Annotated in this window: 1 protein-coding gene; it reads left to right on the forward strand. The window is 74.1% G+C overall.

The features are described 5' to 3' along the window. Window positions 1-19: 19 nt before the first annotated feature. Window positions 20-16,946: type I polyketide synthase (locus QSK20_RS30785; RefSeq protein ID WP_285792130.1), on the forward strand; the 16,927-nt coding region annotated here is incomplete at its 3' end.

Consider the following 16,946-nt stretch of genomic DNA (forward strand, 5'->3'; position numbering starts at 1 on the left):
CCCACGTACGGAGTAACTGATGTCCACGTCTGCAGATAAGGTCGTCGAGGCGCTTCGGGCTTCCCTCAAGGAGACCAGCCGGCTCAAGCAGCTCAACCAGCAGCTGACCGCCGCCGCCCGGGAACCCATCGCCATCGTGGCGATGTCCTGCCGCTACCCGGGCGGGGTGTCCAACCCGGACGAGCTGTGGGACCTGGTGGCCTCCGGCGGGGACGCGATCGGCGGGTTCCCCGGCGACCGGGGCTGGGACCTGGACAACCTGTACGACCCGACCGGTGAGCGGGCTGGCCGTTCCAGCACCCAGCAGGGCGGGTTCCTGTACGACGCGGCCTCCTTCGACGCCGACTTCTTCGGGATCAGCCCCCGCGAGGCGCAGGCGATGGACCCGCAGCAGCGGCTGCTGCTGGAGACGTCGTGGGAGGCGTTCGAGAGCGCCGGCATCGCCCCGTCCGGGGTGCGTGGGCAGAAGGTCGGCGTCTTCGTCGGCACCACCGCCAACGGCTACGGCGTCGGCGCGGACGGCGGCGCGGACGGCGCCGACGAGGGCTACCTGCTCACCGGCACCGTCAGCAGTGTCGTCTCCGGCCGGATCGCGTACGCGCTGGGGCTGGAGGGACCGGCGGTCACCGTCGACACCGCCTGCTCGTCGTCGCTGGTCGCCCTGCACCTGGCCTGCCAGGCGCTGCGCGCCGGGGAGTTCGACCTGGCCCTGGCCGGTGGCGTGACCGTGATGGCCACCCCCAGCGCGTTCGTCGGCTTCTCCCGGCAGCGCGGCCTCTCCTCCGACGGGCGCTGCAAGGCGTTCGCCGCCTCCGCCGACGGCACCGGTTGGGCCGAGGGTGTCGGCCTGCTCCTCGTCGAACGGCTCTCCGACGCCCAGCGCAACGGCCACCGGATCCTCGCCGTGGTGCGCGGCTCGGCCATCAACCAGGACGGCGCGTCCAACGGCCTCACCGCCCCGAACGGCCCCGCCCAGCAGCGGGTCATCCGGCAGGCGCTGAGCAACGCCCGGCTCACCCCCGCCGACGTGGACGCCGTCGAGGCGCACGGCACCGGCACCACCCTCGGCGACCCGATCGAGGCGCAGGCCCTGCTCGCCACGTACGGGCAGGACCGGGACGGCACCGACCCGCTCTGGCTCGGGTCGATCAAGTCGAACTTCGGGCACAGCCAGTCGGCCGCCGGCGTTGCCGGGATCATCAAGATGGTCATGGCGATGCGCCACGGGCGGCTGCCGGCCACCCTGCACGTCGACGCGCCGTCCCCGCACATCGACTGGACCGCCGGGGCGGTGTCGCTGCTCACCGAGGCCCGTGAGTGGCCGGTGGCGGAGCGCCCCCGCCGCGCCGCCGTGTCGTCGTTCGGCATCTCCGGCACCAACGCCCACGTCATCCTCGAACAGGCCGCCCCGACCCCCGCCCCGGAACCGGAGCCGGCACAGCCCGGCCTGCTCACCACACCCACCACCGTGTGGACGCTCTCCGCCCGGTCCGCGCCGGCCCTGCGCGACCAGGCCGTCCGGCTCGCCCGGTACGTCCGCTCCCGCGCGGACCTCGACCCGGCCCGGGTGGCCTGGTCGCTGGTCACCACCCGGTCGGTGTTCGAGCACCGGGCGGCCGTCGTCGGCACCGACCCCGCCCAGCTCCTCGCCGGCCTGGACGCCCTCGCCGAGGGCCGCCCCGCCGGCTCCCTGGTCAGCGCCGTCGCCGGCGAGCCGGCCGAGGGACCGGTCTGGGTGTTCCCCGGCTACGGCGGGCACCACCTGGGGATGGCGGCCGGCCTGATCGGTGCCTGCCCGGTCTTCGACGAGGCGCTCGCCGAGTGCCAGGCCGAGTTCGACCGCTGGTTCGACCTCGACATCGTCGGCCACCTCACCGGCGACGACGAGTCCTGGCTGGGCCGCCACGAGATCGTCCAGCCGATCCTGTTCGCGCTCACCATCAGTCTGGCCCGGGTGTGGCGGGCCGCCGGCATGACCCCGCAGGCCGTCATCGGCCATTCGCAGAGCGAGGTCGTCGCCGCGCACGTCGCCGGGGTGCTCACCCTCGCCGACGCGGTGAAGCTGCTCGCGGTGCGACTGCGGGCCATCGCCGACCTCGCCGAGGCCGGGACCATGGCCGCCCTCGACCTCTCCGCCGACGAAGCCACCCGACGCCTTCCCGACGGGGTCGACATCGCCGTGGTCAACGGCCCCCGCGCGGTCACCGTCTCCGGCCCGCACGACCGGGTCGCCGACCTCGTCGCCGCGTGCGCCGCCGACGGGATCCGGGCCCGCCCCATCAACATCGACTACGCCTCGCACTGCCCGCTGGTGTACGCCGCCGCCGAGCGGATGCGCACCGACCTGGCCGGACTGACCCCCCGCGCCGGTGACGTCCGGATCCTCTCCACCGTCACCGGCACCTGGATCGACGGCACCGAACTGGACGCCGACTACTGGGCGGAGAACCTGCGCCGCACCGTGCTCTTCGACACCGCCGTGCGGACCGCCCTCGACGCCGGGTTCACCGACTTCGTCGAGGTCTCCGTGCACCCGGTGCTGAGCATGCCGCTCACCACGATCCTCGACGACACCGGCACCGCCGGACAGGTCCTGGCCACCCTCCGCCGGGGCGAGGACGCGGCCGTACGGATGCTGACCAGCATCGCCGCCGCCCACGCCCACGGCCTGCCGGTGGATTACCGGCAGGTGCTCCCCGCCGCCGGAATCCTCACCGACCTGCCCACCTACGCCTTCCAGCGGCAGCACTACTGGACCGAACGGAGCACCACCGCCGGCACCGGGCCGGTCAGCCCGGACGTGGTCGACGTGGAGTTCTGGTCGGCGGTGGAACGCGCCGACGTGGCCGCGCTCGCCGCCCAACTCGACGGCGACCCGGCCGACCTGGAGGTGCTCGCCCCGGCGCTGCCCGTGCTGTCGTCCTGGCGGAAGGCCCGGTTGCAGCGGGCCGTGCTGGACGGCTGGTCGTACCGGGTGGCGTGGAAGCCCATCGGCCAGAGCAACCCGACCACCGTCCCCGGTGACCTGCTCGTGGTCCTCCCGGCCGGTGACCCGACCCTCGACGGCTGGGTGGACGGCCTCGCCGCGGCCGACGGTCCGGCGATCCGGCGGATCGAGGTCGACTCGGCCGACGTCGACCGGCACGCGCTCGCCGAGGCGCTCGCCGCGCACCGGGACACCCCGCTGGCCGGGGTGGTCTCCCTGCTCGGCCTGACCGACGCGGAACACCCCGGTCACCCGAGCGTCCCCACCGGTCTGGTCGCCACCACCCGGCTCGTGCAGGCCCTCGCCGACGCCGACGTTGCCGCCCCGCTGTGGTGCCTCACCTCCGGAGGCGTCGGCACCGACCCGGCCGAACCGGTGGCCAGCGCCGCCCAGCACGCGCTCTGGGGCCTCGCCCGGGTGGTCGGTCTGGAACACCCGACCCGCTGGGGCGGCCTGGTCGACCTGCCCGCCGACCCCGACGCCACCACCTGGGCCGAGGTCGCCCGCATCCTCACCACCGCCGACGACGAGGACCAGTTCGCCGTCCGCCCGTACGGCACCTTCGTCCGCCGGATCGCCCGTACCGGCGCCCGCCCCGCCGGGCAGGTCACCCAGTGGCAGCCCCGTGGCACCGTCCTCGTCACCGGCGGCACCGGCGCGATCGGCGCGCAGGCCGCCCGCTGGCTCGCCGCCAACGGCGCCGAACACCTGGTCCTCACCAGCCGGCGCGGCCTCGACGCCACCGGCGCGCGGGAGCTGACCGACGAACTGACCGCCACCGGCGTACGGGTCAGCGTCGTCGCCTGCGACATGGCCGACCGCGACCAGGTCGCCGCACTGGTCGCCGGGCTGGACGAGGTCGCCCCGCTGACCGCCGTCCTGCACGCCGCCGGGATCACCCGACTCACCGCGCTGGTCGACACCGACCTCGACGTGTTCGACCACGTCATGGCCGGCAAGGTCGCCGGTGCCGCCTACCTCGACGAGTTCCTCGGCGACCGGCAGCTCGACGCGTTCGTCACCTTCGCCTCCATCTCCGGCGTGTGGGGCAGCGGCGGGCAGGGCGCGTACGCCGCCGCGAACGCGTACCTCGACGCGCTCGCCGAGCAGCGCCGCGCCCGGGGCCTGGCCGCCACCTCCATCTCCTGGGGCGCGTGGGCCGAGGGTGGCATGGCCACCACCGAGGAGGCACAGCGGCTGCTCAGCCGGCGTGGCCTCAACCCGATGCAGCCGGCCGCCGCGCTGCTCGCCCTGCGCCGCGCCGTCGAGCACGGCGAGACCTGCCTCGTCGTCGCCGACGTCGACTGGGCCACCTTCGCGCCCGCCTACGCCTCGGCGCGACCGCGTCCGCTGCTCGACGACATCGCCGAGGCCCGCGAGGCGCTGACCGCCGACCCGGCCGACGGGCCCACCGACCACGCCGCCGCGCTGCGCGGACAGCTGGCCGCCCTCACCCGCGCCGAACGGGACCGGCACCTCACCGACCTGGTCCGCGACCACGCCGCCGCCGTCCTCGGCCACGCCGGCACCGACGCGGTCAGCCCGAAGCGGGCGTTCAAGGAACTGGGCTTCGACTCGCTGACCGCGGTGGAGCTGCGCAACCAGATCACCGGCGCGACCGGCCTGGCCCTGCCCACCACGCTGATCTTCGACTACCCGAACCCGGCCGCCCTCGCCGGGCACCTGGCGTCCCTGCTGCGGCTGGACGACGCCGAATCCGCCCCCGCCGGGACGCCGGCCGGCCCGGCCGGTCGGGACAGCGCCGACGAGCCCATCGCCATCGTCGGGATGAGCTGCCGCTACCCGGGTGGGGTCAGCGACCCGGACGGGCTGTGGGACCTAGTCGCCTCGGGACGCGACGGCATCACCGAGTTCCGCACCGACCGGCACTGGGACCTCGACCGGCTCCTCGCCGACGACCCCGAGGCACCCGGCCGCTCGGCCACCCGCCACGGCGGGTTCATCGACCGGGCCACCGACTTCGACCCGGAGTTCTTCGGCATCTCGCCCCGCGAGGCCCTGGCCATGGACCCGCAGCAGCGGCTGCTGCTGGAGGCCACCTGGGAGGCGTTCGAGCAGGCCGGCGTCGCCCCCGACCGGCTGCACGGCACCCCCACCGGAGTCTTCGTCGGCGCGTCCCCGACCGGCTACGGGACCGGCGACGAGACCCCCGGCCTGGACGGCTACCGGCTCACCGGCGGCGCGCACAGCGTCATCTCCGGCCGGGTGGCCTACACGTTCGGCCTGGAGGGCCCGGCGGTCACCGTGGACACCGCCTGCTCGTCGTCCCTGGTCGCCCTGCACCTGGCCGTGCAGTCGCTGCGGCAGGGCGAGTGCGACCTCGCGGTCGCCGGCGGCGTGAACGTGATGGTCACCCCCGGGGCGTTCGTGGAGTTCACCCGGCAGGGCGGCCTCTCCGCCGACGGTCGGTGCCGCTCCTTCGCTGCCGCCGCCGACGGCACCGGCTGGGGCGAGGGCGTCGGCGTGCTCCTCGTCGAGCGGCTCTCCGACGCGCAGCGCCACGGCCACCGCGTCCTCGCCGTGGTGCGGGGCAGCGCCGTCAACCAGGACGGCGCGTCGAACGGCCTGACCGCGCCGAACGGCCCCTCGCAGCAGCGCGTCATCCGGCAGGCCCTGGCCAGCGCGGGACTCACCACCGCCGACGTCGACGCGGTCGAGGCGCACGGCACCGCGACCACCCTCGGCGACCCGATCGAGGCGCAGGCCCTGCTCGCCACGTACGGGCAGGACCGGCCGGACGACCGTCCGCTCTGGCTCGGGTCGATCAAGTCGAACATCGGGCACACCCAGGCCGCCGCCGGGGTGGCCGGTGTGATCAAGATGGTGCAGGCGCTGCGGCACGGCGTGCTGCCCCGCACCCTGCACGTCGACGAGCCCACCCCGCACGTCGACTGGTCGGCCGGCGCGGTCGAACTGCTCACCGAGGCCCGCCCGTGGCCGGAGACCGGTCGCCCGCGCCGGGCGGCGGTCTCCTCGTTCGGCGTCAGCGGCACCAACGCGCACATCATCGTCGAGGCGCCACCGGCCGAGGTGGTGGAGGGCGAACTCGTCGAGCCCACCGCCCCGCCGCTGGTGCCGGTGCTGCTCTCCGCCCGGGGTGAGGGCGCGCTGGCCCGCCAGGCCCGGCACTGGGCCGACCGCCTCGACGCGGGCGACCCGCCCCGGCTCGTCGACGTCGGCTGGACGTCGCTGACCACCCGTACCGCGCTGGAACACCGCGCGGTGCTGTTCGCCGCCGACCACGCCGACCTGACCACGGGGCTGGCCGCGCTCGCCGCCGACGAACCCACCGCCGCGGTGGTCACCGGCCGTGCCACCGACCGGGGCCCCGTCGCGCTGCTCTTCTCGGGCCAGGGTGCCCAGCGTGCCGGGATGGGTCGGGAGCTGTACGCGACGTTCCCGGTCTTCGCCGCCGCGTTGGACGAGGTGTGTGCCCATCTCGACCGGGCACTGCCGCAGCCGTTGAAGCCCGTCCTGTTCGCCGACGCGGGCACGTCCGAGGCGGAACTGCTGGATCAGACGGTGTTCACGCAGGCCGGGTTGTTCGCGGTCGAGGTGGCGTTGTTCCGTCTGGTGGAGTCGTTCGGGATCGTGCCGGACTTCGTGGGTGGTCATTCGGTCGGTGAGATCACGGCGGCGCACGTGGCCGGTGTGTTGTCGCTGGCGGATGCGTGTGCGTTGGTGGCGGCGCGGGGTCGGTTGATGCAGGCGTTGCCGTCCGGTGGCGGGATGCTCGCGGTCGCCGCGCCGGAGGCCGAGGTGGCGGAGACGCTGACCGGGCTTACCGACCGGGTCGGGATCGCTGCTGTCAACGGTCCGGAAGCGGTTGTCGTCTCCGGTGCGGTCGAGGTGCTGGACGACCTGGAGGCGGCCTGGCGGGAGCGTGGGGTTCGGACCCGCCGGTTGACGGTGAGTCACGCGTTCCACAGTCCGTTGATGGAGCCGATGCTGGACGAGTTCCGGTCGGTGTTGGCGGGGTTGAGCTTTGCCGCGCCTTTGGTGCCGGTGGTGTCGAACCTGACCGGCGTGCTCGCCGACGCCGACGAGTTGCGTACGCCGGACTACTGGGTGCGGCACGTCCGCGAGGCGGTGCGGTTCGCCGACGGGGTCACCGCGTTGCGCGTCGCCGGGGTGGACACGTTCGTCGAGGTCGGACCCGGCGCGGTGCTCACCGCCCTGGTCCGCGAGACGCTCACCGGTGACACCCACGGCATCCTCGCGGTGCCGACCCAGCGCCGCGACCGCGCCGAGCCACACGCCCTGCTGACCGGACTGGCCGAACTGTTCACCGCCGGCGGCCCGGTCGACTGGACACCGATCTTCGCCGGCACCGCCGCCAGCCGCATCGACCTGCCCACGTACGCCTTCGCGCCGGAACGCTACTGGCTGCGTCCCGCCGGCCGGTCCTCGGACGTCTCCGTCGCCGGCCTCGGCGCCGCCGGGCACCCGCTGCTCGCCGCCGCCATCCGGTTGGCCGGCGAGGACGCCGCCGTGCTCACCGGTCGGATCTCCGTCGCCGCCCAGCCCTGGCTGGCCGACCACGTGGTGGCCGGCGCGGTGGTCGTCCCCGGCACGGCACTGGTCGAACTGGTGCTGCGGGCCGGCGACGAGTTCGGTCCCTGCCGGGTGGGCGAACTGACCATCGCCGCCCCGCTCGTGCTTCCCGCCCAGGGCGCGGTCCGCGTCCAGGTCCGGGTCGGCCCGCGCGACCACACCGGTTGGCGTGCCGTCACCATCCACTCCCAGCCCGACCACGACCCGGACGGCGACTGGGTGCGGCACGCCGAGGGCGTGCTCACCGCCGTCGACCCCACCGACGACAGCGGCCTCGGCGCGTGGCCGCCGGCCAACGCCGTCGAGGTCGACCTCGACGGCTGGTACGAGGCACTCGCCGGCCACGGCATGACCTACGGGCCGGTCTTCCAGGGCCTGCGGCGGGCCTGGACGGCCGGCGACGACACCGTCTACGCGGACGTCGCCCTCCCCGCCGCCCCCGACGGCACCACCGGCTTCGGCGTACATCCCGCCCTGCTCGACACCGCCCTGCACCCGACCGCCCTGCTGCCCGGCGACGGCACCAGCGGCCCGAAGGCACCGTTCGCCTTCGAGGGCGTCCAGGTGCACGCCGTCGGCGCGGACACCCTGCGGGTCCGGCTCACCCGGGTCGGCGGCGGCGTGCGGCTGCTCGCCGTCGACGACACCGACCGTCCGGTCGTCTCCGTCGACTCGGTCGTCCTGCGCGAAATGACCAGCGTCGACCCGTCGGCGGCCACGCTCGCCGCCCGGTCGCTGTTCCGGGTCGCCTGGCAGGCCGACCCGATCGATCCCGTCGAGGCACCCGGTGCCGCCCTGCTGGGCGCGTCCACACCGACGCTCTCCGGTGTCCCCGCGTACCCGGGAGTCGCCGAACTGGTCGCCACCGGCGACGTACCCCCGCTGCTCCTGCTGCCCGTGCCCGCCGCTCCGGCCGGGCTGCCGGCAGCGGAACTGCCGGCCGTGGTCCGGGCCACGACCGCCGACGTGCTCGGCGTGGTGCAGGCGTGGCTGGCCGCCGACGAGCTCGCGGACACCCGCCTCGCGGTGGTCACCCGGGGCGCGGTGCGGGCCGTCGACGCCGACCCGGCCGATGACCTGGTCGGCGCGGCCGTCTGGGGCCTGATGCGCTCCGCCCAGTCCGAGCATCCCGGCCGGATCGTCCTGGCCGACCTGGACCGGGACCTGGACACGTCGGCCGTCGCGCTGCTCGCCGCCGCCGACCCGACCGTGGCGCAGCTCGCGGTCCGCGGCGACGCGGCCCTCACCCCCCGTCTGGTACGCGCCGCCGCCCCACCCGCGGACACCCCGCGCCTGCGCGGCGGCACCGTCCTGGTCACCGGCGGCACCGGTGCGCTCGGCGCCCTGCTCGCCCGGCACCTCGTCACCGAGTGGGGCGTGGACTCCCTCGCCCTGGTCAGCCGGCGCGGCCCCGACGCGCCCGGCTCGGCGGACCTGACCGCCGAGCTGACCGGCCTCGGCGCGCGGGTCGACGTGCTCGCCTGCGACGTCACCGACCGGGACGCCGTCCACGCCCTCGTCGGGCAGGTAACCGGGGCCGGACGGCTCGCCGGGGTGGTGCACACCGCCGGTGTCCTCGACGACGCCGTCGTCACCGGCATCGACCCCGACCGGCTCGCCCGGGTCCTCGCCCCCAAGGTCGACGCCGGCTGGTGGCTGCACGAGGCCACCGCCGACCTGGACCTCGACCTCTTCGTGACGTTCTCCTCCATCGCCGGAGTGCTCGGGTCACCCGGCCAGGGCGCGTACGCGGCGGCCAACAGCTTCCTCGACGCCCTCGCCGGCCACCGCCGGGGACGCGGCCTGCCCGCGCACTCCCTCGCCTGGGGCATGTGGGACACCGACGGCATGGCGTCCACCCTCAGCGCCACCGACCGCTCCCGGGTCACCCGCGCCGGCCTCGGCCTGATCACCGGCCCCGTCGGCGTCGCGCTGTTCGACGCGGCCGTCGCCACCGACACCCCCACGCTCGTACCCGCCGTCGTCGACGTGCCGGCCCTGCGCGCGGCGGCCACCGCCACCGGCGTACCGCCGATGCTGCGCGCCCTCGTCGGCACCGTGGCCACCCGCCGCCAGGCCGGCGGCGGTGCGGGCACCTGGGCGCACCGCCTCGCCACGCTGACCCCCGACGAGGCCCGTGCCCAGGTCGACGTGTTGGTGCGTGGCCTGGTGGCGCAGGTGTTGGGGCATGGTGGTGCGGAGTCGGTGCCGGCGGATCGGGCGTTCCGTGAGCTCGGGTTCGACTCGTTGACGGCGGTGGACCTGCGGAACCGGGTGAACGGGGCGACGGGTCTGCGGTTGGGGTCGACGTTGGTGTTCGACTATCCGACGCCGGCGGCTCTCGCGGGGTACGTGTACGAGCAGCTCACCGGGATGGTGGAGGCACGCCCCGAGACGGTGGCCTCCGTCGGCGTGGACGAGCCGATCGCCATCGTCGGCATGGCCTGCCGCTATCCGGGTGGGGTGGACAGCCCGGACCAGTTGTGGGAGCTGCTGGTCGGCGCTGGGGAGGGCATCGGCGAGTTCCCGACCGACCGGGGCTGGAACCTGGAAACCCTGTTCCACCCGGACCCCGACCACCCGGGCACCTCGTACGCCCGACACGGAGGCTTCCTCACCGGGGCGACCGAGTTCGATCCGGCGTTCTTCGGGATCTCGCCGCGTGAGGCGGTGGCGATGGACCCGCAGCAGCGGTTGCTGCTGGAGGCGTCGTGGGAGACGTTCGAGTCCGCCGGTCTCGATCCGGCCGGGCTGCGGGGCAGCCGCACCGGCGTCTTCGCCGGCCTGATGTACCACGACTACGCCTCCCAGGTGCAGGAACTGCCCGAGGGGCTGGAGGGCTACATCGGCACCGGCAACTCCGGGAGTGTGGTCTCCGGCCGCGTGGCGTACACGTTCGGTCTGGAGGGGCCGGCGGTGACGGTGGACACGGCGTGTTCGTCGTCGTTGGTGGCGTTGCATCTGGCGGCGCAGGCGTTGCGGTCGGGGGAGTGTGATCTCGCTCTGGCTGGTGGTGTGACGGTGATGGCGACGCCGGGGACGTTCATCGAGTTTTCGCGGCAGCGGGGTCTGTCGTCGGATGGTCGGTGCCGGTCGTTCGCGGCGTCGGCGGATGGGACGGGTTGGTCGGAGGGTGTGGGTGTGCTGCTGGTGCAGCGGCTCTCCGACGCGCGTCGGGATGGTCGGCGGATCCTGGCGGTGGTGCGGGGCACGGCGGTGAACCAGGACGGTGCGTCGAACGGGTTGACTGCGCCGAACGGTCCGTCGCAGCAGCGGGTGATCCGGCAGGCCCTGGCGAACGCGCGGCTGACCGCGGCGGATGTCGATGCGGTGGAGGCGCACGGCACGGGCACGACCCTGGGTGATCCGATCGAGGCGCAGGCGTTGCTGGCCACGTATGGGCAGGATCGGCCGGGGGATCGTCCGTTGTTGTTGGGGTCGATCAAGTCGAATCTGGGTCACACGCAGGCCGCCGCTGGTGTCGCGGGCATCATCAAGATGGTGCTGGCGATGCGGCATGGTGTGGTGCCGGCGACGTTGCACGTGGATGAGCCGTCCCCGCACGTGGACTGGTCGGCCGGCGCGGTGACGCTGGCCACCGAGGCGACGCCCTGGCCGGCGGTGGACCGGCCGCGTCGGGCGGCGGTCTCGTCGTTCGGGGTCAGCGGCACCAACGCTCACGTGATCATCGAGCAACCGCCCGTCGAGACCGGGACCTCCCAGGCCGGGGACGCACCCGCGCCGGTCGCTCCGCTGCCGGTGCTGGTTTCGGCGCGGTCGGAGGCGGCTCTGGCGGGGCAGGCGGACCGTTGGGCTCGCTGGCTCGCCGCCGACGAAGGGCTGCGTCCGGTGGACGTGGGTTGGTCGTCGGTGACCACGCGTCCGGCTCTGGAACACCGCGCCGTACTCGTCGCGGCCGACCGGGAAGAGTTGCTGACCGGGCTGCGGGCGTTGGCGGTGGGCGAGCCGACCGGGACGGTCGTCACCGGCACAGCTGCCGTTCGCGGTCAGGTGGCGCTGTTGTTCTCCGGTCAGGGTGCGCAGCGTGCCGGGATGGGCCGGGACCTGTATGCGTCGTTCCCGGTGTTCGCGGGTGCGTTGGACGAGGTGTGCACGCATCTCGACGCGGCTCTGCCGCAGCCGTTGAAGCCCGTCCTGTTCGCCGAGGCGGGCACGCCTGAGGCGGCGTTGTTGGATCAGACCGTCTTCACGCAGGCCGGGTTGTTCGCGGTCGAGGTGGCGCTGTTCCGTCTGGTGGAGTCGTTCGGGGTCGTTCCGGACTTCGTGGGCGGCCATTCGGTCGGTGAGATCACGGCCGCGTACGTCGCCGGGGTGTTGTCGCTGGCGGACGCGTGTGCGCTCGTCGCCGCGCGGGGCCGGTTGATGCAGGCGTTGCCGGCCGGGGGCGGGATGCTCGCGGTCGCCGCGCCGGAGGCCGAGGTGGCGGCGTCGATCGAAGGGCTGACCGAGGTCGGGATCGCCGCGGTGAACGGCCCGAACGCCGTGGTCGTCTCCGGTGCGGTCGAGGCGCTGGACGACCTGGACGCGGCCTGGCGGGAGCGCGGCGTCCGGACCCGTCGCCTGACGGTGAGCCATGCGTTCCACAGTCCGTTGATGGAGCCGATGCTCGACGAATTCCGGGCGGTGCTGGCGGGGCTGACGTTCCGGGCGCCGTTGGTGCCGGTGGTGTCGAACCTGACCGGCGCGGTGGCGGATCCGCAGGAGTTGACCCCTGTCGACTACTGGGTGCGGCATGTGCGGGAAGCGGTCCGGTTCGCCGACGGGATCACCGCGTTGCGGGTTGCCGGGGTGGACACGTTTGTGGAGGTCGGGCCGCAGAGTGTGCTGACGGCGATGGCCGCTGACGTGCTCCCGGGTGACGGGGACGTGCTCGCGGTGGCGGTGCAGCGGCGGGACCGGTCCGAGGTGTCGGGTCTGCTGGCGGCGCTGGGGCAGTTGCACGTGAGCGGTGTGTCCGTGACCTGGTCGCAGTGGTTCGCCGGGGCCGGCGCGCGGCGGGTGGACCTGCCGACCTACGCGTTCCAGCACCAGCCGTACTGGCTCGGGATCGGACGGGCGCGCGCGGGTGACGTCACCGGAGCTGGCCTCGGCATGGCCGGTCACCCCCTGCTCGGCGCGGCGGTCACCGTCGCCGGTGAGGACATGGTGGTGCTCACCGGCCGGCTCTCCGTCGCCACCCACCCCTGGCTCGCCGACCACGCGGTGTCCGGCACGGTGATCGTCCCCGGCACGGCTCTCGTGGAACTGGCCGTGCGGGCGGGCGACGAGGTGGGCCTGTCCCGGCTCCGGGAGTTGACCATCGCCGCCCCGCTCGTGCTCCCCGAGACCGGTGGGGTACGGGTGCAGGTGCGGGTCGGTGCGGCCGACCCGACGGGCACGCGTGCCGTCACGGTGCACTCGCAGTCCGAGGGCGATTCCGACTGGGTCCGGCACGCGGACGGTGTGCTGGAGCCGGTGTCGGTTGACGAGCCGGTGGTGGGTGCGTGGCCGCCGGCCGGTGCGTCCGAGGTGGACGTGGCGGGCTGGTACGAGGCGCTGGCCGGGCACGGCCTGGTGTACGGGCCGGTCTTCCAGGGCCTGCGGCGGCTGTGGACCGGCGACGGCACGGTGTACGCCGAGGTCGCGCTCCCCGAGGACGCGGCCGGGGAGGCCGGACGGTTCGGAGTGCATCCCGCGCTGCTCGACGCGGCGCTGCACCCGACCGGGCTGTTGCTGTCCGGGGAGGAGCCGTCGGGGCCACAGGTGCCGTTCGCGTTCGAGGGCGTGCAGGTGCACGCCTCGGGTGCGGGGGTGCTGCGGGTGCGGTTGTCCCGGTCGGGTTCCGGGGTGCGTCTGGTCGCCTGCGACGAGGCGGGTGCTCCGGTGGTGTCGGTCGACTCCCTCGTCCTGCGTGAACTGGGCGGTGTCGTGGCGCCCGGCGCGGCGACGCGCTCGCTGTTCGAACTTGCGTGGCAGGCCGAGGAGGCCCCCACCACCGGAAGCACGTCCGGCTGGGCGCTGCTGACCGCCGGGGAACCGCCGGCCGGACTGCCGGACCTGCCGTCGTTCCCGGACGTCGCGGCGCTGGTCGCGTCGGTCGAGGCCAGCCCGGCGGAGACCCCCCGCGCGCTGCTGCTGCCCCTGCCCGTCGCCGGGTCCCACGCCGACGTGCCCGCTTCGGTGCGGGCGTTGACGGCGGACGTGCTGTCGACGGTGCAGGCGTGGTTGGCGGCCGGGGTGTTGGCGGATTCGAAGCTGGTCGTGGTGACGCGGGGCGCGGTGGCGGTCCGGTCGGGTGATCGGGTGACCGACCTGGCGGGTGCGGCGGTGTGGGGTCTGCTGCGGTCGGCGCAGTCGGAGCACCCGGGCCGGATCGTGCTGGCCGACGTCGACGGTGACCTGGACGCGGACGCGCTGGGTGCGCTCGCCTCGGCAGCCGGTGACCCGCTGGGTGGCCAGGTGGCCGTGCGGTCGGATGCGGTGTTCGTGCCGCGCCTGGTGCGGGCCTCCGCGCCGGTGGCGTCGGAACCGTCGGTCGTGGGTGACGGCACGGTGCTGGTGACCGGTGGTACGGGTGCTCTGGGTGCTCTGGTGGCGGAGCATCTGGTGGTGGCGTACGGGGTGCGGTCGCTGGTGTTGGTGTCCCGGCAGGGGCCCGCCGCGTCGGGCGCGGACGCGCTGGTGGAGCGGCTGTCGGCCCTGGGCGCGTCGGCGCGGTTGGTCGCGTGCGACGTCACCGACCGGAACGCCGTACGTGACCTGGTGGATCAACTCACCGGCAGTGGTCGGTTGTCGGGTGTGGTGCATACGGCGGGTGTGCTGGACGACGGGGTGGTCGAGGGGCTTTCTGCTGGTCGGTTGGCGGGTGTGTTGGCGCCGAAGGTGGATGCGGGTTGGTATCTGCACGAGGTGACGGCGGGTCTGGGTCTGGATCTTTTTGTGGTGTTCTCGTCGGTTGCGGGGGTGTTGGGGTCGCCGGGGCAGGCGGCGTATGCGGCGGGTAACGCGTTCCTGGACGGTCTCGCGGTGTTCCGGCGTGAGCTGGGGCTGCCGGCGGTGTCGCTGGCGTGGGGCATGTGGGACACCGCCGGGATGGCCGCCTCGATCGGCGACGCCGACCGCGCCCGGTCGACCCGCGCCGGCATCACCCCGATGAGCGCGGACACCGGCCTGGAACTGTTCGACGCGGCACTCCGCGTGGCCCGACCGGCGCTGGTGCCCGCCGTTCTCGACGTGCCGGCGATGCGGGCGACACTCGGCACGGGTGGCCCGGTACCGGTGGTGCTGCGTGCCCTCGTGGGGCCGACCGTCACCCGCCGGCAGGCCGGACAGGGCGGCGACTGGACCGACCAGTTGGCGGGCCTGACCCCCGACGAGGGCCGGACCCGGATCGAGGCGCTGGTCCGGGCTCTGGTCGCCCAGGTGCTCGGGCACGCCGGCGCGGAGTCGGTCCCCACCGACCGTGCCTTCCGTGAACTGGGCTTCGACTCGCTGACCGCGGTGGACCTGCGGAACCGGCTCAACACGGCGACCGGCCTGCGCCTCGCGTCGACGCTGGTGTTCGACTATCCGACCCCGGCGGTGCTCGCCGACCACCTGTGGTCCGAACTGGCCGGTGTGCGGCAGACGACGGCGGACCGGGCAGTGAGCACGGTTGCCGGCGTCGACGAGCCGATCGCCATCGTGGGCATGGCGTGCCGCTACCCCGGTGGGGTGCAGAACCCGGACCAGCTCTGGGAACTGCTGGCCACCGGCGGGGAGGGCATCGGCGGGTTCCCGACCGACCGGGGCTGGGACCTGGACGCGCTGTTTGACCCGGACCCGGACCGCAGCGGCACGTCGTACACCCGGCACGGTGGATTCCTGCCCGGAGCTGCGGACTTCGATCCGGCGTTCTTCGGCATCTCGCCGCGTGAGGCGGTGGCGATGGACCCGCAGCAGCGGTTGCTGCTGGAGGCGTCGTGGGAGACGTTCGAGTCCGCCGGTCTGGATCCGGCCGGGCTGCGTGGCAGCCGCACCGGCGTCTTCGCCGGGGTCATGTACCACGACTACGCCTCGCAGTTGGCCGACCTGCCGTCGGACGCCGAGGGGTACGTCGGCACCGGCAACTCCGGCAGTGTGTTGTCGGGTCGGGTGGCGTACACGTTCGGTCTGGAGGGGCCGGCGGTGACGGTGGACACGGCGTGTTCGTCGTCGTTGGTGGCGTTGCATCTGGCGGCGCAGGCGTTGCGGTCGGGGGAGTGTGATCTCGCTCTGGCTGGTGGTGTGACGGTGATGGCGACGCCGGGGACGTTCATTGAGTTCTCCCGGCAGCGGGGTCTGTCGGCGGATGGTCGGTGCCGGTCGTTCGCGGCGTCGGCGGATGGGACGGGTTGGTCGGAGGGTGTGGGTGTGCTGCTGGTGCAGCGGCTCTCCGACGCGCGTCGGGACGGTCGGCGGATCCTGGCGGTGGTGCGTGGTACGGCGGTGAACCAGGACGGTGCGTCGAATGGGTTGACTGCGCCGAATGGTCCGTCGCAGCAGCGGGTGATCCGGCAGGCCCTGGCCAATGCCCGGCTCACCACCGCTGATGTGGACGCCGTCGAGGCGCACGGCACCGGTACGACGTTGGGTGATCCGATCGAGGCGCAGGCGTTGCTGGCCACGTATGGGCAGGGTCGTGTTGAGCCGTTGTTGTTGGGGTCGATCAAGTCGAATCTCGGTCACACGCAGGCTGCCGCCGGTGTGGCGGGCATCATCAAGATGGTCCTGGCGATGCGGCACGGGCTCGTGCCGGCGACGTTGCATGTGGACGAGCCGTCGCCGCACGTGGACTGGTCGGCCGGAGCGGTCACGCTGGCGACCGCGCCGACGCCCTGGCCGGAGACCGGTCGGCCGCGTCGGGCGGCGGTGTCGTCGTTCGGCATCTCCGGCACCAACGCGCACGTGATCATCGAGCAGCCGCCGGTGGCGGTGGTCGAGGGCGAGATCGTCGACCCGACCCCCCTCGTGCCGGTGCTGTTGTCGGCGCGGTCGGAGCCGGCACTCGCCGCCCAGGCGGGCCGGTGGGCCGACTGGCTGGCGGGCGACGAGTCGCTGCGCCCGGCGGATGTGGGTTGGTCGTCGGTGACGACCCGCCCGGCGTTGGAGCAGCGTGCGGTGATCGCGGCGGCCGACCGGGACGATCTGCTGGTCGGACTGCGGGCATTGGCGGCGGGCGAGGCCTCGGGCGCGGTGATCACTGGTGCCCAGGGCCAGCGCGGTCAGATGGCGTTGCTGTTCTCGGGTCAGGGTGCGCAGCGTGCCGGGATGGGTCGGGAGCTGTCCGAGGCGTTCCCGGTGTTCGCGGGTGCCTTGGATGAGGTGTGTGCCCAGCTTGGCCCGCTGGTGCCGCAGCCGTTGAAGC

Origin of the sequence: Micromonospora sp. NBRC 101691 (assembly GCF_030269285.1) — a bacterium.
Taxonomy (GTDB): domain Bacteria; phylum Actinomycetota; class Actinomycetes; order Mycobacteriales; family Micromonosporaceae; genus Micromonospora; species Micromonospora echinospora.